Annotated in this window: 15 protein-coding genes and 1 tRNA gene; 9 read left to right on the forward strand and 7 right to left on the reverse strand. The window is 57.1% G+C overall.

Going from position 1 to position 26,738, the window contains the following annotated elements; genetic code table 11:
* The first annotated feature begins 58 nt into the window (after nt 1–58).
* Genes F4V58_RS10650 through F4V58_RS10665 form a run of 4 tightly spaced genes read left to right on the forward strand, consistent with a single transcriptional unit; the run spans nt 59 to nt 3,688 of the window.
* Nucleotides 59–700, forward strand: a complete 642-nt coding sequence (locus F4V58_RS10650) for a DUF1707 SHOCT-like domain-containing protein (RefSeq protein WP_075735851.1) — start codon at nt 59–61, stop codon at nt 698–700.
* A gap of 20 nt (nt 701–720) precedes the next feature.
* Entirely contained in the window at nt 721–1,938 is a 1,218-nt protein-coding gene (locus F4V58_RS10655) for a pyridoxal phosphate-dependent aminotransferase (RefSeq protein WP_075735853.1), read from the forward strand.
* 36 nt (nt 1,939–1,974) lie between these two features.
* Nucleotides 1,975–3,225, forward strand: a complete 1,251-nt coding sequence (locus F4V58_RS10660) for a YibE/F family protein (protein ID WP_075735855.1) — start codon at nt 1,975–1,977, stop codon at nt 3,223–3,225.
* The gene (locus F4V58_RS10665; protein ID WP_075735857.1) at nt 3,218–3,688 is read left to right on the forward strand and encodes an META domain-containing protein; all 471 of its coding nucleotides are present in this window, start codon (nt 3,218–3,220) and stop codon (nt 3,686–3,688) included. The genes F4V58_RS10660 and F4V58_RS10665 overlap by 8 nt, the downstream gene beginning before the upstream one ends.
* Here the strand turns inward: F4V58_RS10665 and F4V58_RS10670 are convergent.
* Nucleotides 3,685–5,007: a UDP-glucose dehydrogenase family protein gene (locus F4V58_RS10670; protein WP_075735859.1), complete on the reverse strand. Its 1,323-nt coding sequence runs from the start codon at nt 5,005–5,007 to the stop codon at nt 3,685–3,687. The two genes, F4V58_RS10665 and F4V58_RS10670, sit on opposite strands and share 4 nt — an antisense overlap.
* A gap of 99 nt (nt 5,008–5,106) precedes the next feature.
* Nucleotides 5,107–5,670, reverse strand: a complete 564-nt coding sequence (gene dcd / locus F4V58_RS10675) for a dCTP deaminase (protein ID WP_075736719.1) — start codon at nt 5,668–5,670, stop codon at nt 5,107–5,109.
* 110 nt (nt 5,671–5,780) lie between these two features.
* Here dcd and F4V58_RS10680 point away from each other — a divergent pair.
* Nucleotides 5,781–5,854, forward strand: a tRNA-Gly gene (locus F4V58_RS10680).
* 423 nt (nt 5,855–6,277) lie between these two features.
* Here F4V58_RS10680 and F4V58_RS10685 read toward each other — a convergent pair.
* The 3 genes from F4V58_RS10685 to F4V58_RS10695 all read right to left on the reverse strand — a co-directional run bounded on the left by F4V58_RS10685 (nt 6,278) and on the right by F4V58_RS10695 (nt 8,053).
* Nucleotides 6,278–6,580, reverse strand: a complete 303-nt coding sequence (locus F4V58_RS10685) for an addiction module antidote protein (protein ID WP_075735861.1) — start codon at nt 6,578–6,580, stop codon at nt 6,278–6,280.
* A gap of 1 nt (nt 6,581) precedes the next feature.
* Nucleotides 6,582–6,881: a type II toxin-antitoxin system RelE/ParE family toxin gene (locus F4V58_RS10690; RefSeq protein WP_245802988.1), complete on the reverse strand. Its 300-nt coding sequence runs from the start codon at nt 6,879–6,881 to the stop codon at nt 6,582–6,584.
* Nucleotides 6,882–7,072: 191 nt separating this feature from the next.
* A complete protein-coding gene (locus F4V58_RS10695; RefSeq protein WP_150385795.1) occupies nt 7,073–8,053 on the reverse strand; it encodes an Abi family protein in 981 nt (326 codons plus the stop codon).
* Nucleotides 8,054–8,409: 356 nt separating this feature from the next.
* On the opposite strand from F4V58_RS10695, the gene F4V58_RS10700 reads away from it, so the two are divergent.
* Nucleotides 8,410–11,325 carry a DEAD/DEAH box helicase gene (locus F4V58_RS10700; RefSeq protein WP_075735865.1) on the forward strand — a complete coding sequence of 972 codons (2,916 nt, stop codon included), beginning with the start codon at nt 8,410–8,412 and terminating at the stop codon, nt 11,323–11,325.
* A gap of 43 nt (nt 11,326–11,368) precedes the next feature.
* Nucleotides 11,369–15,862, forward strand: a complete 4,494-nt coding sequence (locus F4V58_RS10705; protein WP_211362714.1) for an Eco57I restriction-modification methylase domain-containing protein — start codon at nt 11,369–11,371, stop codon at nt 15,860–15,862.
* Nucleotides 15,863–15,888: 26 nt separating this feature from the next.
* Here F4V58_RS10705 and F4V58_RS10710 read toward each other — a convergent pair whose 3' ends face one another.
* Both F4V58_RS10710 and F4V58_RS10715 read right to left on the reverse strand, forming a co-directional pair.
* Nucleotides 15,889–16,245, reverse strand: coding sequence for a hypothetical protein (locus tag F4V58_RS10710; protein WP_150385796.1), 357 nt, complete (start codon nt 16,243–16,245; stop codon nt 15,889–15,891).
* A gap of 394 nt (nt 16,246–16,639) precedes the next feature.
* Complete coding sequence (locus tag F4V58_RS10715; RefSeq protein WP_150385797.1) at nt 16,640–17,311, reverse strand: hypothetical protein; 672 nt, start codon at nt 17,309–17,311, stop codon at nt 16,640–16,642.
* Between the two features lie 196 nt (nt 17,312–17,507).
* Between F4V58_RS10715 and F4V58_RS10720 the strand changes: the two genes are divergently transcribed.
* Entirely contained in the window at nt 17,508–23,702 is a 6,195-nt protein-coding gene (locus tag F4V58_RS10720; protein WP_075735871.1) for a DEAD/DEAH box helicase, read from the forward strand.
* A 2-nt stretch (nt 23,703–23,704) separates the two neighbouring features.
* Nucleotides 23,705–25,978, forward strand: a complete 2,274-nt coding sequence (locus F4V58_RS10725; RefSeq protein WP_075735873.1) for a 3'-5' exonuclease — start codon at nt 23,705–23,707, stop codon at nt 25,976–25,978.
* The last annotated feature ends 760 nt before the right edge of the window (nt 25,979–26,738 follow it).

Raw genomic sequence — 26,738 nt, forward strand, 5'->3', positions numbered from 1 at the left:
CACTTTAAGTCCGAGTGCCGCTGACACAGGCTACTGCACCTGGCCTACACTGGTTTTTGTGACTAATAGCTTTGATTCTTTCCCCGCCGGCAACCGCGTCCGGGCGTCGGATGCTGAGCGGCAAGACGCGATTAACCTCCTTGCTACGGCGGTCGGGGAAGGGCGGTTGAGTATTGAGGAGTTTGAGGAACGCGCGGACCGGGTAATGAGAACCACCACGCAGCAGGAGCTAGCAGCTATTTTTCGCGACATCCCGGTGCGTGCGGAGGTTGAGCCCAAGGAGTTTTCCCGCGCTGAGCTAGAACGTGCGCGGCAAGCTGGAAGAAGGCCCCGGCTGGCCACTGCGCTAATTGGCAGCGGTGCGCTCAACTTCGCAGGCGTGGCGCTACTTGTCGCTGGTGACGGTTCCGGTTCGTTGCTTGCCCTTCTAGCGGGTCTGGGGGCGTTCACGCTGATACCTATTCTTTGGATCCTGCTTTACGTGGCCAAGATTGGTCCTGATTCCTGGCATGTGCCGTCCCCGCGCCAGATTGAGCGGCAACAGATCCGCGAGCTGCGGGCTCTGACGGCTAGGCAGCGCGCGGAGCAAAAGCAGCTGGAATCTGAGATGTGGGCGCAGCGCCGCCTGCAGGCGGGTGAGTTGACAGGTGAGGCTCTGGATTTAGCAAAACGAACTATTGACCGTATGCACCGGCGTTAGGGCGTATAGAATAGCGCGTTATGGCGCGTATTTTCGGAGAAGCAGACAAACTCAAAGGTGTGGCGTATGACATTCGTGGGGAGGTAACCACGGAGGCCGAACGCATGGAACTTGATGGTCATTCCATCTTGAAGCTTAATACCGGCAACCCGGCGGTGTTTGGTTTCAACGCCCCTGATGTCATTATGCGTGACATGATTGCGGCGCTTCCCACCGCGCAGGGTTACTCCACCTCCAAGGGCATTATTCCGGCCCGGCGCGCCATTGTTACGCGCTATGAGTTGGAGGATTTCCCCACTTTTGACATTGATGATGTCTATTTGGGCAACGGCGTATCGGAGCTTATTTCCATGACCACGCAGGCCTTGCTCAACGATGGTGATGAGATTTTGATTCCCGCGCCGGATTACCCGCTGTGGACGGCCGCTTCCTCGCTTTCCGGGGGAACCCCGGTGCATTATCTGTGCGATGAGGAAGATGATTGGAACCCCTCGATTGAGGACATTAAGGCCAAGATCTCGGATAAGACCAAGGCCATAGTGGTCATCAACCCTAACAATCCCACGGGCGCGGTGTATTCGCGGGAAGTCTTGCAAAGCATTGTTGATATCGCCCGGGAGCATGAGCTGTTGATTCTCGCGGATGAAATCTACGACCGCATTCTTTACGATGGCGCCAAGCACATCAGCATTGCTTCTTTGGCACCGGACTTGCTGTGTATTACGTACAACGGACTGTCCAAGGCCTACCGCGTTGCCGGTTACCGCGCTGGTTGGATGATTATTACGGGGCCCAAGAGCCACGCCAAGGGCCTTATCGAGGGCATCGAGCTGCTTTGTGGCACCCGCTTGTGCGCCAACGTTCCGGCCCAGCACGCCATCCAGGTAGCGTTAGGCGGCAAGCAGTCTATCTATGGGCTTACTGGGGAGGGCGGCCGGCTGCTAAAGCAGCGTGATGTGGCCTTCGAAAAGCTCAATGAGATCCCTGGCGTTTCTTGTGTGAAGCCCATGGGGGCGCTGTATGCGTTCCCGCGGCTTGACCCGGAGGTGCATGAGATTCACGATGACGCCAAGCTCATGTTGGATATCTTGCGGTCGGAGAAAATTTTGATGGTGCAGGGCACTGGATTCAATTGGCCTAAGCCGGACCACTTCCGCGTGGTCACCTTGCCGTGGGCTTCGCAGTTGGAAAAAGCTATTGAGCGCTTAGGAAACTTCCTGGCAAGCTACAAACAGTAGCCCGGGTGTGCGCCACGGGGACTACTATTAGACCCCATGGGAAGACATTCAAGCGCACACGCAGTTGCCTCTAGGCCTAAGAGATCCCCCTGGCGCGTGGGTTTGCTAGTTGGCCTTGCTACCTGCTTTATTGCCACGGTGGTGGGGTTGGTGGCGCTGTGGCCCAGCGGGGACGCTGACCGGTTTGTCACAGAGCAGTTCAGCCAGACTTATGCGCTGAATCAGCCGCAGGTTAGTGGCACGGTGGTTTCAGTGGATGACCAACTGTGCAATTCGCAGGCCACCGGCCAGGCATTTTCGGAACCTCCTCCCAAACCGGCTTTTGATGAACAGGCCGGGTGTGAACGCTCCTTGGTAGAGCTTAACTCTGGCAATAACGCTGGTAAGTACACTCAACTGGTTCACTGGGGCTTGGCGGGTGATCCCACTTTGGCGGAGGGTGACAGGATTTTGTTGTCTGAGTCTGCGGACTCGACGTATTCCTTTGCTGACTTCGAACGCGGAAAAGGCATGTGGCTGTGGCTTGGTTTTATTGTGGCCGCCATTGTCATCTTTGCTGCGTGGCATGGATTACGTGCGCTCGTGGGCCTGGCGTATTCTTTGGCGCTGATTTTTGTTTTTCTCTTGCCTGCTCTGATTGAGGGCCGTTCCCCCTTGCTGGTGGCGTTGGTGTGCGGTGCTGCCGTGGTCATGGGGGCTATCCCGTTGGTGCATGGCGTCAACTGGAAATCAGCGGCCGCATTGGGTGGCACGTTGTTGTCACTGGGCGCGGCGGGTGTCTTTGCCAAACTGGCCATTGACTCTACTGCGCTAACGGGGATGAGCAATGAGGAAAATCTTAAGCTGGCGCTCTATTTACCTTCGGTGTCAATCGTGGGGGTCTTATTATGCGGCTTTGTGGTGGGTGCTTTAGGCGGCCTCAACGACGTGGCAATTGCGCAGGCTTCCACGGTTAATGAGTTGGCGGCGGTGTCCCCGGATGCCTCCCCGTGGCAGTTGTTTGTCTCCGCTATGAAGGTGGGCCGGGATCATATTGCTTCGATGGTTTACACCATTATTTTGTCCTATACCGGCGCGGTTTTGCCGCTGCTCATCCTTATCTCCGCTGCTTCACGTCCCGCGGGGCAGATTCTCACGTCAGATCTTATTGCTACGGAGTTGATGCGTTCGGGAGTGGGAGCATTGGCCCTAACGCTTAGTGTTCCCTTGACCACGGTGCTAGCCGCTCTCACAGTGAAAAATCAGCCAAAATCTCAGTCTCAGGTCTATAATCTTAGCCATGATTAAGACTTTCCTGGCTGGACTCATGACCTTCATCGCTTCTTTCACCTCCATGCCGTACGGTGCCGGTCCCACTGTGGGCAGTTCCTCGCATGGTTCTTCACATAACCCGATTGTTCAGGAAAAGATGATCCCTTCCCAGCCTTCCTCCCCAGCGGATATCGCCCAAATCCGCCAGGGCACTTATGTGGGCACCGCGGACCGCGCCTTGCGCGTGGAGTTTCGCGGCGAGCACATTTTCTTCACCGATGGTTGCAACCAGTACAACGGTACGCTGGATTTTGCCGGCAACGTCATTCACGTCACCGGCATAACTTCCACACGGGTGGCGTGCCCGCCGGCGCGTATGCGCATGACTGACCAGTTCTTGGACGCGTTGGAAGGTGGAGAGCTTTTCAACCCGGCAGGCGACACCGCGCACGTTTATCTGCGCCACGGTTCTCACACCATCGCGCTGCGCCAAGCCTAGAGGTTGCGCCCTAGGGCCTCCACGGTCCAGCCGGCGGCCTGCCACGCGGCCACGTCTAATACGTTGCGCCCGTCGATGATGTGGCGCGCGGCCACCAGCTCACCTGCGGCTGCGGGGTCCAGGTCGCGGAACTCCTGCCACTCGGTGGCCAGGATGACCAGCTCCGTGTCTTGCAGCGCCTTACTTGCCGATGTCGCGTAGGCCAAGGTTGGAAACACCCTCCGCGCGTTGTCCATGCCCTCGGGGTCGTAGACCGTCACGGCCGCGCCCGCCAGTGACAGCGACCCCGCTACGGATAGCGCTGGGGAGTCACGCACGTCATCGGAATTAGGCTTGAACGCGCACCCCAGGACGGTGACGCGGCGGCCCAGCACCGACCCGCCCAGGGCGCGCTTGGCCACGTCCACCATGCGGTCGCGCCGGCGCATATTGATGGCGTCTACCTCCCGCAGGAAGCTCAGCGCCTGGTCCGCGCCCAGCTCACCGGCGCGCGCCATGAACGCGCGGATGTCTTTGGGCAGGCAGCCGCCGCCAAAGCCCAGGCCCGCGCCTAGGAACTTGCGACCGATACGCTCATCTAAGCCGATGGCGTCTGCCAGGGCCACCACATCCCCGCCGGCAATTTCACAGATCTCCGCCACGGCGTTGATGAAGGAAATCTTGGTGGCCAAGAAGGCGTTGGCGGAGACTTTGACCAGCTCCGCCGTCTGTAAGTCCGTAACTAGCAATGGCGTGCTGGCCTCCAGCGCCTGGGCGTAGACCTCCCGGGCTACCTCCTCCGCGCGCGAGGCCTCCTCGCGCACACCCAGCACAATGCGGTCCGGGGTGATTGTGTCTTGGACCGCGTAGCCTTCCCGCAAGAACTCCGGGTTCCACGCTATTTCCACGTGTGTATCCGGGCCGGCCAGGCTATTGGCTAGTTCCTGCAGATCCCGCGCGGTGCCCACCGGGACCGTGGATTTGCCAAAAATGATGTGGCTGCCCGTGAGCTTAGGCACCAGGTCCTCGATGACCGCGCGGACGTAAGTTAGGTCTGCTGCGAAGGAACCGTGGCGCTGCGGGGTGCCCACGCCCAGGAAGTGTACGTTGGCAAACTGCGCTGCCTGCGCGTAATCAGTAGTGAAATCAAGGCGGCCGGCCGCGATGTTGCGCTCCAACACCTCCGGCAGGCCGGGCTCAAAGAACGGGACTTGACCCGCCTGCAAGGACTTAATCTTGGATTCATCCACGTCCACGCCTAAAACCTCATGGCCAAGCTCAGCCATGCAGGCGGCGTGCGTTGCACCCAGGTAACCGGTGCCAATTACTGTCATCCGCATAGTCCGCCATCTTAGGCAGGCTAAGTGAACGTCCGGTTACACGCGGCCAAAGATCAGCATGCCAATCCGACCACCAACAAATCAGACCGCCAAAACCGGCTAGCGGAAGTTCAGGTAGGACCGTGAAGGCGTGGGGCCGCGCTGCCCCTGGTACTTCGAGCCCAAAGCCCCAGTTCCGTACGGGCTTTCCGCCGGCGAGGACATCTTAAACAGCGCCAGCTGGCCCACCTTCATCTCCGGCCACAGCGTGATGGGCAGGTTGGCGGTATTGGACAGCTCCAGCGTGATGTGACCGGAAAAGCCTGGGTCAATGAACCCTGCCGTGGAGTGCGTGAGCAGCCCCAAACGGCCCAGGGAGGACTTGCCCTCCAGGCGGCCAGCCAGGTTATCCGGCAGAGTGAACATCTCCAGCGTGGCGCCCAGGACAAACTCCCCCGGGTGCAAAACGAAGGCGTCCCCGTCCTCAACCTCCACCAGCTTGGTGAGATCCGGCATCTCTTCCTTGGGGTCAATGTGCGTGTAGCGGGAGTTGTTGAACACCCGGAAGAACTTGTCCAGGCGCACGTCAATAGACGAAGGCTGGATAAGCTCCGGGGAGAAAGGCTCTACGCCAAGCGCCTGGGAGTCAATGGCGGCACGGATGTCTCTGTCAGATAAAAGCACGTCCACAATTTTACGCGCTTAGGCTTCCCGGCACCTAGTAACCCCTATTTTTCACTAACCGGGCACGCGGTGTAATATGAACACGAGCACGGGCTTCTAGTCCAGTGCACGCCGGCGTAGTTTAGTGGTAGAACATCAGCTTCCCAAGCTGAGAGTGCGGGTTCGATTCCCGTCGCCGGCTCCAATTGATCCATATCGTGGAACAGGCAAAACCATCTGAAACTTTTTGCCACGGGGGCTCCTCAAGTTGCACATATCACTTCGGGAAGGGGATCCCAGGCGCGCACTCTTGAAGGCAACTGGAGCAGTAGCTACAGCGCTCGTTTCAATATGCACCAAGTCCATCGCCGCCTGGGGATATCAAAGGTCAACCCCCATCCTCAGATCATTAGGTAACACAACAAAAATTCAAGCCGGTGCCGGCGCCAGAATAATGGTTGACGCTCGTGAGGACAGGTCAAGTCCAAGGTTCGCCTTTATACTGCGGCCGGAATCGTTGTCACCTCTATTCTGCTCATCCCTTTACGGCTGCGTCCGCTAGGGTGGTGTGCTTTCTGAGACGGGCCCACTGTTCCCCGCCTCCGGCACAGACCGAAAATGAGAACCCCTAGCGAGCTTCTGGCGCCAGGGTCAGCTTGAGCCCCAATGCTTCCATAACTCGCAAAATGGTTGCGAAAGAGGGATTCCCTTCGGCCGACAGGGACTTGTACAGCGACTCGCGGTTGAGGCCGGATTTCGTGGCTAGAGCGCTCATTCCTTGGGCCTTGGCAATATCCCGTAGGACTAGTTGGATATCTCGCGGATCTCCGTCCTCTAGAGCAGCGGCGAGGTATTCGCGCACCGTTTCGGCATTATCCAGATACTCACTGGCATCAAATCTCCGCGTCCTAGTAGCGACCTTCGTATTCATGCTATCCCTCCGCAAATTCCTTCGCTAACCGTTTGGCAAGTTTAATATCTCTTGACTGTGTGGACTTGTCTCCACCTGCAAGCAGCCACACCAAGGTCTTTCCATGCTGCGCGTAGTAGAGGCGGTATCCGGGACCGAAATGGAGTCGAATCTCATGAACACCACCAACTGCTTTAATGTCCCCGACCATCCGGGATGCTCTTTCACACTTCGTTATGGCATACAAGATTCGCGCCTTACTCCTCATATCTTTAAGGCTCTTCAGCCAAGAGGAAAAGTGATCGGTTTCGCGAATTTCCACGACACCATTGTAGCCCATGGACTACACGGGGTGCCATCCTGCCGGAAATTAATCCTCAGTGGTTGAGCAGTCCACTTGTCGCTACCGGCGTTCAAGCGCGGTCCCCGTGGAGCACTATCTGAAAGAGCAGTCTGGCAAGTCTTAGGGTTGCCGCTCTACACAACTGACCTTGCGGCCATCTACACAAAAGGTCAGGCGAAAGGGGACGTCATTATCCCCAACTTGAGTAAGGGGCGCTGCTCTAGGAATTCTTCCAATTCTTGGAGGTAGATCGCCCGCAGGTCACCGGGCAGAAGCCTTGACAAGACCACCAGCACAACGAACTGAGCTTGCTTATTTTGATTCTTAAACTCACCTTCCCTATAGCGGCGCTGCAGGTCCTTCGGCATACCCGGGCTTTTCGCCATGGGGCGTAGCCATAGGCGCTGATGATGAAAGACGGTGTTTCTTAAGACGCCGAATGCGTCAACGGTGACACTAAAATGCTTTGCGGAAATTCCCAGCTCTTTGGATATCTCTTTCCACACTGGGACCGCTAAGGAGACGCCAGACTCTTTGCCTTCCGCCACTCCACACATTTGGATAAATTTCCCCAACGTTCCTATCGAAAAGCTGTCCACCACAGCCCAGAGGGGAAGGTTCTTAGTGAGCTCCAGCCACAACTCCTCGTTGCTGCCAGGACAGAAGCGTGGACGGCTTTTGAGCCCCATCCGGGAAGCAGCCTCTGTAAGATGCTTCGCAACATAGGGCTCACCGTGCCGCTGGATACCGTCAAGGATTTTGGTTTGAAGCTGAGGCCTGTCGCCTTGTCTTAGGCTCGTCCAACGGGAAGTGTCCAAATATCCTTCCCCGTGCCCGGGTGCGGAACAGAAGTGCTTAACCGTCAGCGTCCGGAGGTACCACTCCGCTCTCCGCAGCCAGGGAGTAAGGAAAGCCGCTAGTTCTTCCTCATCAGCAATCAGTGACCGCAAGGTACCGATGGTCGGATCGACGTCAACTACTCCCTCTCTTCTGAGCTGGCGAAGGTTGCGGGCGTACCCGAGGAAATAATGAAAGTTGATTGTTTCGAGCCAGTCGCGTTCTGTGTTAGTGAGCGGTACCGACGAAATCATCCCGTGATCCCGGAGGAAGGCTTCTTGGGCATCTTGCCCCAGATACGGTAAACGTTTCACAGAACACCTGGCTTGTAGAAAAAAGGGCCCCCTTGAGGCGCTTCCATGAGAGGCGTAGGGGGTGCTGTTAAAAAGAATGCTACACGACTAAGGGAACATGAGGAATTCATTTGCCGAAATCAACACATTTCCACTGTTCAACGACATTTTTAACCATTCATAGGTTCGAATTCCTCCGAAAAATAGATATGCGCCGAGCGACTCTTAACGCGTGACTTGGTTTTGAGCCTCCTTCCTACCGCTTACCCGGAGACTCCTCACGGACGTAAAGCTACGCCGAACAGGTATCAATTATTGCCGGTAACACAACGGCTAAAGCGAGGACTACTGCTGCGAAAAGGGATACCCTAAATACTATGATTCCAGACCGCGTATCCCCCACCCGGCAGCCTGCTACCTCCGCTGAAGACGCCGCGCAGTTAGCTCCCGGCATTATCGTCGAGGTCCGCGATGAGGAATGGCTGGTGACCAGCGTTATCCGCTCGGTTGACGGCTGGAAGATTAAGGCACGGGGGCTCACGGAGTACGTGCGCGATAGCGTGGCCACGTTCTACTCCGCCATTGATAACATCCAGGTGTTTGACCCCACCCAGGTGGAGGTGGTGCCGGATAGCTCCCCGCAGTACCGGCACTCCCGCTTGTGGATGGAGACCACGCTGCGCAACACCCCGGTGCCGCTGTACCAGGAAGACTTGTCGGTTGCGCCCAAGATGTTGGCGGACCCGCTGCCTTATCAGCTATCGGCGGTGCGCAAGGCGCTATCTGAGCAGAATATCCGCCCGCGCGTGCTGTTAGCGGACGCTGTGGGTCTGGGCAAGACCCTGGAAATCGGGATGATTTTGGCGGAGCTCATCCGCCGTGGCCGCGGCGACCGCATCCTGGTAGTCACACCCAAGAGCGTGCTGGAGCAGTTCCAACAGGAGATGTGGACGCGCTTTTCCATTCCACTGGTGCGCCTGGATTCCCAGGGCATCCAGAAGGTAAGGCAGAAGCTGCCGGCTTCGCGCAACCCGTTTACGTTCTTCCCGCGCGTCATTGTTTCCATTGACACGCTGAAGTCGCCTAAGTACCGGGCGCAGCTAGAGAAGGTCAATTGGGACGCGGTGGTCATTGATGAGATTCACAATGCCACCAACGCGGGCACCCAGAACAACCAGTTGGCCCGTACGTTGGCACCTACTACGGAGTCACTCATCCTGGCCTCCGCCACCCCGCACAATGGTGATCCGGAGTCTTTCAAGGAGATCCTCCGCCTGCTAGATCCCACCTCGGTATTGCCAGACGGCTCGATTGATGTCACCGCCGCCAAGCGCCTGATTATCCGCCGCCACCGCAATTCGGATGAGGTGGCGCAGGTTGTGGGCCAGCGTTGGGCCAAGCGGGAGGAGCCCAAAAACATCATCATTGATCCTTCGGAGCAGGAGCTGGACATCGCCAAGGAGCTGGATGAGACCTGGATTAGCCCGGAAGACAGCGCCCCCAGCAAGGACCACCTGTTCCCTTGGACGCTGGTCAAGGCCTTCCTCTCCTCCCCGGCTGCACTCCAGGAGACGGTGGCCTCCCGCCTGGAGCGTGCCAAGGACCCGCAGGAGCGCGCGGCATTAGAAAAGCTCCAAGGCTTGGCCAATGAACTCACCCCGGAGACCAGTGAGAAGTACAACGCCTTGGTCAATTACCTGCAAGAAATCGGTATTAAACGTAATTCCCCCACCCGCGTGGTGGTCTTCTCCGAGCGCGTTGCCACCTTGAAGTGGCTGCAGGAAAACCTCACCAAGCACCTGAAACTCAAGAAAGGTGCGGTTGCCATCATGCACGGCGACTTGAGCGATGTGGAACAGATGGAGCTCATCGACAGCTTTAAGCGGGAGGACTCCCCCATCCGCGTGCTGGTCACAGGTGACGTGGCCTCAGAGGGCGTTAACTTGCACACGCAGTGCCACCACCTCGTGCACTACGACATCCCGTGGTCGCTCATTCGCATCCAGCAGCGCAACGGCCGTATTGACCGCTACGGCCAGGAGCATTCCCCGGAGATTGTTTCTTTGCTCCTGGACACCGGCGAGCAAGCAGAGGGCCTGGGTGAGCTGCGCGTGCTGGCCAAGCTCATCGAGCGCGAGCACACGGCGCACGAAATTCTTGGCGATGCCGCCAGCCTGATGGGCAAGCACTCCATCGGCGGCGAGGAGGAAGAAATCCGCCGCGTCCTGCAAGGCACCCGCGATTTCGATGCCGCCGTGCGCACCCCCGAGGCCGTCCAGGCCGGCGCCCACGCGCTCATCAAAGAGCAGGAGCAAGCCGAAAATAACAACGCGGACACCACCCTCGCAGACATCGATGACCTCCTGGCAATGCTCAACCCCAAAAGCGACCCGGACGCAGGCTCATCCACCACTGCCACGCACTCCGAAATCGGCAGCCTCTACACCTCCGAGGCGGGCTATCTCCTCGATGCCCTCGCGGAGGCCTTCGCCGACCCCCGCGCCAGCAAGCGCGGCGGCGGGATCGAACTCGTGGAGCACCGCAACGACATCGTGGAGTTCGCTCCCCCAGCGGATCTGCAGCGCCGCCTAGACTTCCTGCCGCAGGACTACGTGGAGTACCGCAAGGTTTACGACAAGCTTTCCCTGGCCACATCAGCAGAGCGCGGCAACCAGCTCTTGCAGGCCGCCCGCCAGGGTGATTCGGAGAAGTCCTGGCCCACCGCCGTGTACCTGGGCCCGCTGAGCCCAGCCACCAGCTGGGCCGCGGATCGCGCGCTGTCTTCGATGTCCCGGCGCGAAATCCCCGCCATTACCGGCAATGTGGACAGCCCCACGGTCTTCCTCATGGGGACGCTGACCAACAGCCGGGGCCAAATTGTGTCGTGTAACTTTGTCACCGCCAGCCGCAACGAGTGGGGAATCATCTCCCCGGATATCCTCCTGGATCCGGTGGCGTGGTTGAAGTCGGCGGGCCTGAGCATGGACGCCATCAACCCCGGCGGCACAAAGGTCCCGGAGGGCGTGCAGGCGCTCATCGCCGAATCCGTCGATGCCGCCCAGGGCCAAGTCGCACTGACCAAGCAGTCAGCCACCGCCGCCGCGGAGGCCCGTATCTCCCAGTGGCAGGAACGCGCTGCCCGCTGGGAAGAAAAGCGGGAGGGAGCCGCCCACAACTCCCGCGCCGTCAAACAGGGAGCCCCCATGATCGAGGCCGAGCGCAAGCTCATCCCCGACCTGGAACCCGACCGCACGCTGGTCCGGCCACTGCTTCTCATCGTGCCCGCGAACTAAAAACACCTTTCTCAATCCACTACCAAAATTTAGGACCCTTATCATGGCTGCTTTTGACTCAATCATTAACGTAGAAGAATGGATTAGCGACCATTACTTCATCTCCGATGAAAACCAATCCTTCGGTAAACGAGTAACCGGTAGGCACACGGAATGGGAAAATGAAACAGAAACCAGCAATAGCGGCACCAGCCCGTGGACGCGTTTCCATTCCTCTCGCGAGCAATTACAGCTGGCGTTGGCCACGGTGGAAAAGGGGAATCAGGACAAGATCCGGGATCTCAATAGTTCGATTGCTCTCGCCTTGGGCTATCCGGAGCCTCACGCGGTAGAAGTTGAACACGGCGGTGAGACCATCAGTTTTACTGGCCATATCAGCCAAGAGGGCAGCTATGCGGTCATTGCTTCGGAGCCGGTAAGTGACGTTTACGGACTTGCTGACGCTTCCCCAACTGGACCTGTGACCGTAGCGGACAAGGAAGTGAAGCTAAGCACTCACAAGCTGGTGGGGCAGGTGTTCTTGTCCGATAGCGCTCCGGAATTTATTGTCATCATCGCCGGGGGCTTCATCTTCCTCGCCGAGCGTGATACTTGGGCTCTGGGTCGCTTTGTGGGAATTGATTTGGCACTCGCTATCGAGCGAAATGACGCCAAGGTAAAAGGTGAGCTCCAGCGTATCGCCGTTATAGTGTCCCGCGAGAACGTTGAGCGCGCCGCTGACGGCGTTACCTGGTGGGCGGAGACTATCGCGGAATCCCGCGACCACGCCGTCAAAGTGTCCGACGGTCTACGTGAAGCCATCAAGAAATCCATTGAACTGATTGGCAATGATGTCCTCAAGCGTTCTGAGAACCAGAACATCATCGCAGACCCCAACGAGGTTGATGGCAATGAGCTGGCTAAGCAGTCCTTGCGCTACCTCTACCGAATTTTGTTCCTGCTCTTTGCGGAAGCCTCCCCGGAGTTGGAAATCCTTCCCACGGGCACCACAGAATACGATGAGGGCTACGGCCTAAGCCGCCTGCGCGATCAGATCCTGACCCCACCGGTTTCAGAACGTGCCCAGAACGGCACCCACCTCTACCAATCCCTGCAGCTGCTATTTAACCTGGTGGATGAGGGCCACGACCCCGCAAACTTCGCGGACTCACGCGCTTCCGAAGGCGGGGACCATGGAATCGTATTCCGCAATCTTTCCGCAGACCTGTTTCAGCGCAGCGCCACCTACTTGATTGACCGTTGTCAGCTGTCCAACTCGGCACTGCACCAGGTTCTTGAGCATCTCCTACTCTCCCCGGAACGCAAGGGCCGGGACAGGGGCTTCATCTCCTACGCCACCCTGGGCGTCACCGAACTGGGCCAGGTCTATGAGGGACTGATGTCTTTCACAGGTTCCATCGCCCAGGAAGACTCCGTGGAGGTAGCTCCCAAAGGCGACCCAGCGAAGGGCTCCTGGGTGGTCCCGGAACGCCTAACCGATGACCTACCAGAAGATTGCTTCGTCAAAATTGAGCAGGAAATGAGCGAGGGTGGAACCGACAAAGTCATCAAGCGCTACCCCAAGGGTTCCTTCGTCTACCGTCAATCTGCACGCGACCGCGAGCGTACCGCATCCTTCTACACCCCGGTCGTGCTCACGTCCTTTACGGTCGGCCAGGCAATTGAGGAACTCCAAGCCTCCGGGAAAATTGAGAAGGCCGATGACATCCTGGCGCTCACCATCTGCGAGCCAGCCATCGGATCCGGTGCCTTCGTGGCTGAGGCCGTGCGCCAGCTTGCTGACCTGTACCTGCAAATGAAGCAAGAAGAGCTGGGCCAGGAAATCGAACCCGAGCAACGCGTGACTGAACTCCAACGCGTCAAGGCCTATATTGCGCTGCACTGCGTTTACGGTGTGGACCTTAACGCCACCGGCGTTGAGCTAGCCGAAATCACACTCTGGCTGGACACCATGACCTCCGATCTTAAGGCTCCGTGGTTTGGCCTGCACCTGCGCCACGGCAACTCCCTGGTGGGTTCCCGCCGCTCCACCTACTCCGTCAAAGAGGTTGAGGAAAAGGCGTACCTGTCTACTGCTCCTCAGCACCACATGCTGGAGGACTTGGCGGATAGCTCAATTCCCAACACCACGTTCGGCCGTATTCACCAATTCCTTTTGCCATCTGCTGGCTGGGGCGCTGCCGCTGACGCCAAAGACGTTAAGGACCTTGTCCCTGATGAGATTAGATGGCTGAAAGACTGGCGGAAGCAAAACAAGCTAAAGCTCAACAAAGGCCAAATCAAGCGGCTCAAAGACCTAGCATTGCGCACGGAAACCCTGTGGAAGTTCGCTCTCACCCGACTCCAAATTGCTGAGGCCCAGATCCGCCGTGACATCAAGGTTTGGGGCCAGGACTTTCCTGCCGCCACCCACTCGGTGACCCGCGCGCAGATTGAGAAGGAACTTTTTGGCAACCTCGAAGGCGCCTACCAACGCCTCCGCCTGGTCATGGACGCCTGGAACGCCCTGTGGTTCTGGCCCTTGCAATCAGTGGAGGAAAATGCCGCTAACCTCCCCAAGATCGATGAATGGCTGGACTTCCTGCAAGCCACACTAGGAACCACCGCCGAGGTCAAACCCAAAGACCGCGACCAGTACCAACTGGGTGAGAACCCCTCCTGGGATGAACTCAACGACTCCGAGAAGTTCGACCTAGCTATCTCCGGTGCCTCATCCCGCGATAGCCTCCTTAACCGCTTCCCCTGGCTTAACTCCGTCACCGACATCGCAGAGAAACAAGCCTTCTTCCACTGGGACCTCGACTTCGCCGTAGTCATGGCCCGCGGCGGTTTCGACTTCCAGGTTGGTAACCCGCCGTGGGTGCGGCCCGATGCCGATGTGGACGCCCTCCTCTCCGAACACGATCCTTGGTTCTCGATCGCGCACAAACCAACCCAAAAAGTCAAGAGAGAAAGAACCTCAAAGATTCTCCAGTATAACCAGGTCGTCTGCGATTTACTAAGAGGGGTTACGGAAAGTTTCATTCTGGCGAAAATTCTGGGTGATACTACACAATTTCCCTACCTCTTAAAACAAAGAGCCGATCTATACCGTGCATTTATCAATCGAATTTGGGGGAATTCCAGTAAGGATGGAGTGGCCTCACTTATTCATCCAGAGTCGCTATTTACCGAAAAGAAAGCTGCACCACTGAGGCGAGAAGCTTACCTTCGGTTGCGACGGCACTGGCAGATCCACAATGTGTTAAAACTTTTTGCCCACAACCACAGTCAGCTGATTTACGGGATAAATGTATATTCAACACCCCAACAACATCCATCATTTATGTCGGCTTCAAATATTTACCATCCCCAAACCATTGAAGATTCGATTCTGCACGATGGTAGTGGAGACTTGCCAGGATTAAAAACCTCCGATAATAATTGGGACCGCCGAGGTCACTCAAGTCGAATTATCACTGTCGATTCAGATGAGTTAAAAATCTGGCATTCCATTCTCGAAGATGAGCATACTCCCCTACTTGATACTCGGATGGTATTCACCGTGAATGAGAGTATCTCAAATATCTTAGAACAGCTCGCTCAGGCTCCTCGCGTGAAGGAACTAAAGTTCTACTTCTCCGGTGGCTGGAATGAAACGACGGACAAAAAGGCCGGAATCTTCGATACCGGCTGGGCCGTTCCTAAGTCTTGGGAAGATGTAATCCTCCAAGGGCCCCACTTGGGAGTCTCAACCCCTATGATCACGCAGCCCAATCCTACACTGAAGAACAATAAGGACAACTCCCCTGTAGATCTCGAGGCAATCGGGCCAGGTTTTATTCCAGCGACTGGTTACCAACGAACCGCCGATAATGAATATTATGTCAAAAAGTATGGATCCTGGACCATTGACGGGAAAGAAGTTCCGGTTGCCAGCACATACCGGATTGCGTGGCGGGAGATGGCGGCGACCACGGGGTACCGAACCCTGTACCCAGCGATTATTCCGCCGGGAGCGTGCCATGTAAATACTGTTAACAGTTGTGGGTCTCCCAACAATTTATGGGGTCTATGCCTTGTGGGAGGCACCCTTTCATCCTTGGTCGTAGATTTCTTTGTTCGAGCATCCGGTGCGGGACACATTTCTGCAGAAACGGTTAAGGGGTTGCCATCCGTAGATCCCGCAAGTCCGCTGTCGCAGGAGATTGTGCTCAGATTCTTGCAGTTAAATTGCCTTACCTCGGCTTATGCTGACATTTGGGAAAATGTTACAGGTACAAAATGGGATACTTCCACCCCGATTCGAAATGCCCTCAAAAGGGAAAAAGTAAAAGCGGAAATTGATGCATTGGTCGCTCTTGCTCTCGGAATCTCGTACCAAGAGCTCAAAACCGTTTACCGGAGTCAGTTCCCGGTCATGAGAAAATATGACCAGCAGTGGCGTTACACGCAAGAAGGCAAAATTTTAGGAGCAAATTCCCCAGACGGAATTACGTTCGACCGAGTTGGAGTCTGGCGACGCATATTTCAGAAACATGGTTCACCAGTTGCGTAAGCCCTCTGAAACCGGAGGGGTTTCCGCTACAAGTCTTCCAACCCACGGTATATCTGCGCGTAGAGGGTTTCACGCTCGATCTTGCGAAATGGCCTTTCAATCTTGTAGACCTCTCCCGATTGGGGGTGTACATAATCAAAAACGTCCCGGTCATCCGAGTCCTCATTTTTAGATATCTCCGCTGGGACCAGTCGCCCATTTTTGTCAAACAAGCGTTCTCCATCGTACTTGCGCATGACGGGGAACTGACTGCGATAAATGGTAAGAAGATCGGATAAGGACAGGCCCAAACCGTGCGCCACCAGTGTGTCAATCTCGCATTGGGCGATTTCTCTTTCATACTGGACTAAAAGTGGAGTTTCTGGGGTCCAAGGCTCAGACATGAATTGCTCCCATAGCGGGGCATAAGCGCCGGTCAGGCAGTTTAGACGGAGGCACAGTTCAAGAATCCTAGAAGTATGGTGCTGAGAGTCAGTCACTAATATCGGCAATGATTCGAATGCAGGACGACGAATATTGGAACACGCACTAGAGCGTAGGAAAAAATCACAGATTAGGCTGCTAGCTCCAGCCGCAGCCAATAAGCTTTCTTCGCAGAATATACCCATGCTGTAGATGCCATCGATATGAGCGGAACCCGGGGGTATTATGCAGGGGATAAGAGTCCGGTATCCCGTTGTAGCTGCCATCTTTCGCCAAGCAACCCGGTAGGTACTTGCAATCGGAATTTCTTTACCGTCGACGGTCCAGGATCCATACTTTTTGACATAATATTCATTATTGTTCCACTATTTGGCTCATTTCCGCATGTGCTTCTTGGATGGCAGCTTCCCGGTCGAAAGGTTCGAAAGGAGGCTCGAACCTATAATTCACTCCTGACTGTGGGTGGGTCCAGTCTAGATCTGTTTCAGCGGAATTCCCCTCATACGCTTTCACGATCTCCTTGGGTACGACGCGTCCATTTTGATCATAGAGAACTTCACCGTCGTAGCGCCGCATGACCGGGAATTGGGACCGGTAGATAGTTATTAAATCCTCTACGTCGAGACCAAGGGCAAGGCCAACCAGGGCATCAATCTCCGTCTGTACCTTCTGACGTTCCAGTGCGATCCGTACCGGTACAGCGGGTGTCCATGGAGTCCCCATGCACGCCTCCCACAGTTCCGCGTAGGCTTCGGTCAAAGCGCACAAACGGAGGTAACGTTCCACCAGCATGTCAGATATTTGAGCGTCGAAGACCATCGGTAAGCTCTCTAGCGTAGAACCGAATATATTCGCAGCACCAGCAACGCGCAGTACGAAGTCACAAGGGAAGCTACTCATTACGGCACCAGCAACGACCAGCGTCTTAAGGTCGGGATGGGTGAACGACAGTACCCCGTTTATATGCTTGGCACCCGGAGGGATGATAGCTGGATAAAGGGTTCTGTATCCGGTGATTGCGGCCATAGCTCGTACTGCCACGCGGGGTACCGAGTCCATCGGGACAGGCTTGCCATCAATAATCCAGCTGCCGTAGGAATTGGTGACAGAATATTCATTATCAGACAGCTATGCGCAGACGCGCTCAGTTTTTCGGGCTGGACGGTTCATGCGGTGCGATAAGCTGGGGGTTGCTAAATAATCTCGAGCATATGGGGTTCCAATGTCCACTCTCATTCCGGTCCACGCTGCGCATACGGTGCGTCAAGGTATAACCGAGTACTTGACCACCAGTTTCTCCCTGGCTGATAAGAATACGGCGGCTAGGTTGGCGGAGTTCTTGACGGACTCCGAGACCGGTATGTTCCGTGGGCCATACGTCCGCACGCGTCTGCCCTATGCCCCGGCTGACACAAGTGGTGAGCTCTCCGCGATTCTTCCAGAAGGTTTTAGGCCCTACCGCCACCAGGCGGAAAGCTTCAAACGCCTGCGCTCGGTGGATGAGAATGGCGTGGCCCGCAAGCCCGAGCCCACCTTGGTGGTCACCGGTACTGGCTCCGGTAAGACGGAGTCCTTCCTCTACCCCATCCTGGAGCACTGCCAGAACTCGGACGCCCGCGGTGTGAAGGCGCTCATTCTGTACCCGATGAACGCGCTGGCCAATGACCAAGAGGCTCGCCTGGCCAAGCTCATTGATTCCAACCCTGAGCTGAAGAACGTCACCGCCGGTATCTACGTTGGTGAGAGCGATAGCAGGCCGAAGAAGATGTCCAAGACGCGTCTGATTGCCGACCGCAGCCAGCTACAGATGAACCCACCAGACATCCTGCTAACCAACTACAAGATGTTGGACCAGCTGCTACTACGCTCCAACGACCAACCCATCTGGGAGCGTTCCGCAGCCACCTTGCAGTACCTGGTACTCGATGAGTTCCACACCTATGACGGCGCGCAAGGCACGGACGTTGCATTGCTGCTGCGCAGGCTGGAACTGATGCTTCAGAAGTTCCGCCCCGAGCGTGCGGATATAGCGGTCACGCCAGTGGCGACATCGGCAACTATGGGCGCTGACGCTGACCCGGCAGCCATGGTGGACTTTGCACACACCGTGTTCGGCGTAGAGTTCCCGTCCGACGCGGTTATCTCCGAAACCTCGCTGACGCTTGAGCAGTGGCAAGAGCAGATGACAGCGAGCTTCGGTGAGCACCACGGCGAGTTCCCCGAGCTAACGGGGCAGTTGGTGCGGGCGGTGAATGAGGGCATCGGGAGCCGTCAGGCTGAGGGGGACGCTCCCTACGACCACGATGTACACGAGGTTATCTGCGAAAAGCTATTTACGTGCCCCAGCACCGTTGATGCAGCACTGGCTGCTTATAACAAGCACCCGCTCATCGTAGAAATCTTGAAGCATGCGAGTGAAAGCCCGGTCCCGCTCGTGGCACGAGAGGAAAGCGACGAGGTGTCCCTGGCTACGAAAGTGCTCGAGCCGACTCTGCTGAGGGTTTTGGGTGACGAAGCCCAGACCTTCCTCATGCACGTGCTGAGCGAAATTGCTTTTCTCCGCGCCGAGTACGGGTTTGACCACCCCTTTGAAGCCAAGCAGTTGCCGGGCGTGGAGACACACCTCTGGGTGCGCGAGGTCTCCCGTGTGGAGCGTGCCGTTGGACCGACTGACGGCCCGATGTTTAGGTGGTACGACGACGGCCCTAGTGACGACCCGCAATGGCTGCCGGCATGCTACTGCCGTAACTGCGGTCGAAGCGGATGGATGATTGCCAAAGAGGCCGGCGACGACCAACTAGTCACCGAAAGCCAGAAGATCCGCTCCATCAGCATGGACAAACCGCAGCTGCAGCGCCCGCTGCTAGATGCTGAAGCGGAGGCGCTCGAGGAAATAGGCCGCGACCTAGGTGATATTGCGAGTGTCCACTGGCTAAACCTGACGCTTCCTGCGCTCACCCGCACCAAGCCTTCGGACAAAGACGTCGAGGACAACCGGATTATTCCGGTGCTGAGCTACGCCACCAAAGACAACAGCGAAGCCGACCTAGCAATTGACCGCACCTGCCCGTCGTGCGGTGAGTCAGATACCATCCGCTACCTGGGCTCTTCGGTGGCCACGCTGCTTTCGGTGGCGCTATCTAACTACTTCGGGCAAAAGGACCTGGATGATGAGGAAAAGAAGACCCTCATCTTCACCGACTCCGTCCAGGACGCCGCGCACCGCGCGGGCTTCGTGCAATCTCGTGCGCGTGCGTTCGCACTGCGTACCTTCATGCGCAAGCTGGTTGCCGAGGACGAACTCACACTCGATAAGCTGCCGGCACTGCTGACCGAAAGCGCCAAAGCCTCCCCGCGAAAGCGCTACGAGCTCATCCCGTCTGAAATGGTGGACTACGACGCCTTCCGGGACTACTGGGCCGAGGAGAACCCCAAGGGTGCCTTGAGGCGCAACGTAGAAAATCGCCTGGCCTTCGACGTGGCGCTGGAGTTCGGCCAGCGCGCGGATCTAGCCCGATCACTTACAACCACCGGTGCGTTGACAGTGATGGTGGACACTGATGACGACACCCTGCTCAGTGCCGCGCAGCAGGCGCTCAGCAAGACCTCCATGCAGATGCCGCTGGGCGGTTTTGAAGACGCGACTCTCATCGCGTGGGTACGCGGGATCATCGAAATCATGCGACTCAAAGGCGGAATCAACCATCCTTGGTTCCAGTCCTACCTCAAGCACGATTGCAACCCCTACCAACTCAACCGCAGGGAGTCCCTATCCAAGGGCGTTACCGCCTTTGCACGCGGGAATACACCGAAATTCCCGCGCCGCGGCAAGAGCGTGTCCCATAAAGACTACGGCGATATGTCCATTGGCTCCCCGCAGGCTTTCTACCCGCGCTGGACTGCAAAAGTTCTGGGCCTGGGTACCCAGGACGCTGGACACGTGATGGTGTCGTTGTTTGAGGCGCTCACCAACCGTGACGTGGTGACCGCCGTGCGCACGGACACCAACGGTGAAGTCTACGCTTTGGAACCGCACACAATTGTGCTTTACGCAGAGGCCGAGCCAAAGTTCCTGGAGTGCAGTGTCTGCCATGCTCGCGTGGGCGTGGGCGGGCCGGCGCGCCGAGTTTTGGACGGCCACCCCTGTCACAACCTAGGTTGCCTAGGTGTCTACGAAGTCAAAGCAATTGAGGACAACTACTACCGGGAGCTCTACACCTCCACCGAACCCAGGACCGTAGTGGCAAGAGAGCACACCAGTCTGCTGCCCACCCAGGAGCGCCTAGAAGTGGAGAACAACTTCAAGAAGCCGGTGGGTAGTGTTCCGCACGCCCCGAACGTGCTGGTGGCTACCCCGACGCTGGAGATGGGTATTGATATTGGCGACTTGTCTTCCGTCATGCTGTCCTCCCTCCCTAAGACCGTGGCCAGCTACGTGCAGCGCGTGGGACGTGCAGGACGCCAAAGTGGCAACTCCCTGGTCATGTCTATGATTCGCGGACGCACCTCCGCACTGCCCATGCTCAATGCTCCGCTAGACATGATTGGCGGAACCGTAGAGCCGCCGGCGGCATTCTTAGGCGCAGAGGAGATTCTGAAGCGACAGTTCATTGCCTACCTCATCGAGAGCAACGAGCTTGCCAAACAAGTACCGGAACTTCGGTGGGGCTCGTCTGTCTTTTCGCTAGCCCCCGGCCGAAAATCCGAAACCCTCATTGCGGTGATGGAACGGGAACTCACCGAAGAAGTTATTGCCAAGGGACTTGCGGCCTTCCTAAGCACCATCAGTGACTACGTCACCCCGGACGTGGTGGAAGAACTCACCAGCTGGGCTACCGGGGGCGGTCTGCATGCTTTGCTCCACCAGGCACGCTCAGACTGGAACAAGGATCTAGAACTGCTGCGAGAACGCAAGATCGAGCTCGAAAAAATTGTTGCGGAAACCGAAAAAGCAGCTAACTCGGCTGCGGCCGACGGTGAGACCGTTGCCCAGGACCGCAGCGCAAAAGCCAGCCTGCGGCACTTGCGTAAACAAATCAGCACCCTGGTGGAAGAATTCTGGATCTCCGCGATGGAGCGCCACGGCCTGCTGCCAAACTTCACGCTGCTGGATGACGCGGTTGATCTCAACGTACAGGTCAGCTCCCAGAACCCGAACACGCGCGAGTTTGATACCCAAAGCAGCGAGTACAGCCGCGCGGTGTCCGCCGCCCTGTTTGAACTAGCCCCCGGCGCGACCTTCTACATCCAGGGAATTGCCGCGACGATTGACAGTGTCGAGATTGGCAAAGGCGGCGAAGCCATTGAGCAACGCCGCTTCTGCCCCGACTGTTCCTACTCCGAGCTGGTGACCGATGAGCCCCAGAAGACTTCTGCGTGCCCGGTGTGCGGAGCAGCGCGCTTTGCAGACATGAACCAGGTTCTCAACGTGGTACAAATGCGTAAAGTCTCCGCAGAAGTCGAACGCACCCGCTCCGCCATCACTGACAACGCTGAAGACCGTAAGATAGCTCATTTTGCACGTCTTACTTCCTTCATCTACCAGACAGAAGACGTGGGCAAGGAATGGTACGTAAGCTCCGGCTTTGGTGTTAAACACATTCGCAGGCTGGAACTGCACATGTTCAACCTGGGCAAAGGCAACGGCGATAAACGTGTCATTGCCGGCAACGAGATTGAAACTCCGCTATTCAGGGTCTGCCGCTACTGCGGCCACCTCGATTCCCAAGCCGACTCCAACAGCTGGCGTGACCACCGGCGCTGGTGCTCACACCAGAAAGCACGCCAGGAAGATAGCGTGAGCTTCGCGCTCTCCCGGACCTTAAAGACCCAGGGCGTGCTCATCACGCTGCCGACGCTGCTCTCCGTGGCCGATAAGGTGACGGTGCCCAGCGTTACGGCTGCGCTTCTCATGGGCTTCAAACTATTACTCCGCGGCAACCCGCACCACCTACACATTCACGAAGTAAGCATGGCCAGTGACAAATCTGGTCTCCTGCTCAACGACGCAGTGCCTGGCGGTACCGGCTACCTCACCCAATTCGCCCAGCCCGAACAAGTCCGCAAACTCCTGATGCTGGCGTGGGCGCGTCTGAGTACCTGTAGCTGCATAGACACCGATCGCCTGGCATGTGAGAACTGTTTGCTGCCCTACGCGGCCTTCAACGCCGACTCAGTATCCCGCGCCGCTGCGGAGTCCGCGCTCTACAAACTGCTTATCGATAATATGCACCCCGAAGATGACATTGATCCGGGAACGGTGAAGTGGGACACCCAAGCCACGGCCCCCGACAACAAGTACAGCGAATCCGCACTCGAGGCGCTTTTCCTCCGCGAGTTCCTGCCCCAGATTGAAGACAAAGCCGAATACTTGCGGGAAAAGGTTGTAGGCCGGCACCGGGTATGGGAATTCCGATTCAAAGGGGAAAAACATGCCTGGCGTATGCGCGAGCAATTCGATAAGGGCGAAACCATCCCTGACTTCTATATTGATACCGAAGACCCCAACATCCGCGATATCGCCCTCTACTTGGACGGGGCCCAGTACCACATTCGCGGCAACAACGTCCGCGTAGAAGATGACATGCGCAAGCGCCGCAGCCTGCGTCGCAAGGAAGACATTATTCCGTGGTCGCTCACGTGGAAAGACGTAGAAACCTATGAAGATGTACGCAAGGGGGTGGATCCCGAGGCTCCGCGATGGTTCAAATCAGAGCAGGTAGGGGCCCTGTCAGGACACTATTCGCTCGACCATCTCACCACCACTCTGCTAGCGAAGAATCCAATCATCCCGCTGATGCGCTATCTACAAAAGCCCACGGAAGACGTATGGTCCAGGTTGTCCAACATTGCAGCGCTTATGTCCATGTCCCGAGGCGCCACAGCCGAAGACGGTATGAAAAAATCAACTGGCCTTGGCGAGTTAACAGTCTGGTTCGATCCACGCGGCAACCACCGCTTGGAGCTTTTCTTCCAAAACGAAGTAGACGAGGACGTGTGGCGGGAGTACCTCCATCTTTCCAACTTCTTCTTCGCGAGTGAGAAAGACTGCCACGTCACGGTACGACGCGGATCCCCAATTGAGCACTTACTGGAAGAAACCGTTGAGACTGCGCCTACCCCAGAACCCGCAACCGGTGCGTGGGCGGATGTTCTCAACGAGTTCGCTGGGGAAGACGAAGTTGTGGCGGCGCTACAACTGCTGGAAAAGCATGGCGTGCCGCTGCCTTCCAACTCCGGCGAAGAAGTCGAGGGACTTCCCACCGTTGCCACCTGGACGGAAGAAAAAGTGGCGTTGCTTTACCCCGAGGACGCCGAGCTACTAGAGGAGTTCACTGGCCTGGGCTGGCACACCGTCCTCGCGGAGGAGACCGATACGCTGGTTGAAGACGTCACTACTGGATTGGCGAGGAGCTAAACATGGCAAACATCATCATGTACAACAAGTTCGAGGTTGCCCCCGAACTACGGGAACCAACGCTGGCCCTCATCAAGCAGCTCGGATCCAATTTGGAAGAGGTTTTACCAAGGTTTGTCACACCAGACCGTTTAGTCGATCCGCGCGCCCGCCTGGTCCCCGTCGATGACGAATCCATGATGTTGATCTTCGATATCACTGGTGAATCAACACGCCAGTTGCTGTTAGTAGGTGTGTACCAGAACGGTGAGGCCACGGACAAAGCCGAAAGGCTCAAGATGGAGGTCAACCCGGTCAATGGGATCACCTCCTTGGTCGAGCATGAGCCAACTGTTGATCTTAAGGCTGCAGCTACCGCTGCGCCTGCGGCCGAACCTGCGGCCGAATCTGCCGCTGAGCCGGTAGCTCCAAGCGAAGATGCCCGCACGCTGATTCGACAGATTGATGCGGGATCAGAGTCCGCGGGCGCGCTGTCAAGCCAGCTCATAGACGACCTAGGGTTCTCTTACGCACTCGTTCAACTATTGGAGTCTCATACCGATACCGACTCCTTCGCGGAGGCAGCTTCCGCTCTCCCGGCGTGGGAAGTAGACGCCGCGCTGGCATTGGTTGCGGGGATGTCTGTGGACCAGGTCAAGGAAGACTACGGCCTGAATCAACCCACGGCCACCGATGAGCAGACACCGGATGAGAAGCTCGCAGCCGGCCTATCCCACCCGGCGGCGCAGATGCAGTTCACGCACGACCCGGACGCCGACGCCATGGAGGCCATCATCGAGTCGGCAGATTTTAACGCCTGGCGTATCTTTGTCCACCCGCAACAGCGCAACATCATCACGGCAAACCACAAGGGTGCTGCCCGTGTGACCGGTGGCGCGGGCACAGGTAAGACCGTGGTACTCATCCACCGCGCTAAGCACCTGATGGAGCAATCCCCGGAAGCACGCGTGCTGATGACCACTTACACCAAGAGCCTTGCTGAGTCGCTGAAACTCAACATGAATATCCTTGACCCGCGGTTCCTAGAAGCCAGCAAGCCTGGCGATTCCGGTTTATGGATAAGCGGTATTGACGCACTTATCTCCTGGGTGATGAAAGAAGCCAGTAACCAGGAAATTCAGCACGCAATCAAAGCTGTCACCGGCTTAGACGAAGTCACCCGCCCGCGTGCGCTCGACGGCAAAAAGGAGCAACAATTCTGGGAAGACGCCCTGGATCTATATGCAGCAGACCTTCCAGAAGGTGCGCAGATACCAGCGTTTCTGTCCGACGAGTACGAGGCGATCATCCTAGGCCAGCAAATCACTGACATGTCCTCCTACCTGCGCGCGTCGCGACAAGGACGCGGCGTGCCGCTTAACCGCTCACAACGCAAAGTCGTGTGGAGTGTCATGGCATTCTTCACCAATAAGTGCATGACCGCTGGCCGAGTGCCTTTCAAGCTGTTGGCGGCACTTGCTGCCGCAGTGGTTGAACAGCGCAACGAGCCCCTATTCGACCACGTGCTCGTTGATGAGGCCCAGGACTTCCACGCTGGGCACTGGCGGTTCCTACGCGCGGTTACTGCGCCGGGAGCCAATGATATCTTCCTTGCTGAAGACTCCCACCAGCGTATCTACGGCCAACGCCTGTCCCTGCGCCAATTTGGCATTGAAACTCGCGGCCGTGCCACCAGGAAGCTCTCACTGAACTACCGCACCACCAAGGAAAACCTGGACTATGCAGTTCGGATCTTGGAAGGCGCAGACAACGAGGAATGGTTGGACTCGAATGGCGACGTGGACGCCCTCACTGGCTACCACTCGCTGCGCTCCGGCCCTATGCCGATAGTTCGCCGCGCCACGACTGTAACCGAAGAAATCGACGTGGTAGCCGAGCAAATCAAAGCATGGCGGGAGGACAACCCGAGCTCCCACATCGGTGTACTAGCCCCGACCAATCGAAAGGTATCCCAGACCATTACCGGCCTGGAGGGCCACGGAATTGCTTCCCGAAATAACAACACTGCTTCCAACAGCAACGACAGCGATAGCGTGGCAGTCCTGACCATGCACCACGCCAAAGGCCTGGAGTTCACGCATGTCATCCTGATGGGTGTTTCTGATGACGCCGTGCCGCAGCGCTACCGGATGGAGGGGCTTAGTGATCAGGACAAGAACAGCCAGCTGCTCCGGGACCGCGCATTGCTCTACGTGGCGGCGTCCCGTGCCCGTGATGCCATGATGATCACCATGTCCGGACAACCGAGCGAGCTGCTGCCAAAGTCGGAGGATTAAGCCCAAGAAGAATACTTCCATGCCACGCCACCCGCATTGCCGTCTGCGGCATCTGCCGAGCGACATTTAAACCGTTCCAACTAGCGTCATTAAATTGTTCCAGCCCACACCACCACTACCCCGGAAATGATAAAACGGCGTACGTGCTAGCGCGTACGCCAGCCCTAGTCCCTCAGCCTTGGCGCTGACGGAACTGATACTCGCTAGCTGTCAGACCCCCCTCGACGACGACGGCGCAAGACTCGTCCTGCAAGCCATCAGCGACGTATACGAACAACAAAGCCTCATCATCAGCGCAAACCTCCCCTTTCTCACAATGAGGACAAGTCCTCGGCAACAATGACATGGTCGCAGCCGCCATCAACCGAATAGTCCGCCACGGCCGATTCCTAAAATTCGCCAGCCCCAGCTACCTCGTCGCACAGGCCCTCATGAAAATAAGCCGCCGCCAAAGGACTGCCCAAATGGCCCACTTTTCAAAGCCATTTTGGCCCTGTATTTTGTCAAATAGAAGTGAACCAAAAGGGCACAGAAAACTGTGCCAAGTGGGCACGTTTTTGTCCCTTTTGGTTTCGGGTTATTTCATGAGGCCGTGTTCGCCGATCACATGACCCGCACCTTCGGCGTGACGTGGGAGCCCCGGGAGATGGGCTGGGACCGGAACCGGTCGTGGGCGATCAGTAGCGTCCCTGAGGACCTGGTCGCGTAGTTTTCCACGAGGGTGCGGCAGATTGCAGTGGAGAAGGACCGGCTGATGGCC

It is taken from the genome of Corynebacterium phocae (assembly GCF_008693075.1).
Classification (GTDB): Bacteria; Actinomycetota; Actinomycetes; order Mycobacteriales; family Mycobacteriaceae; genus Corynebacterium; species Corynebacterium phocae.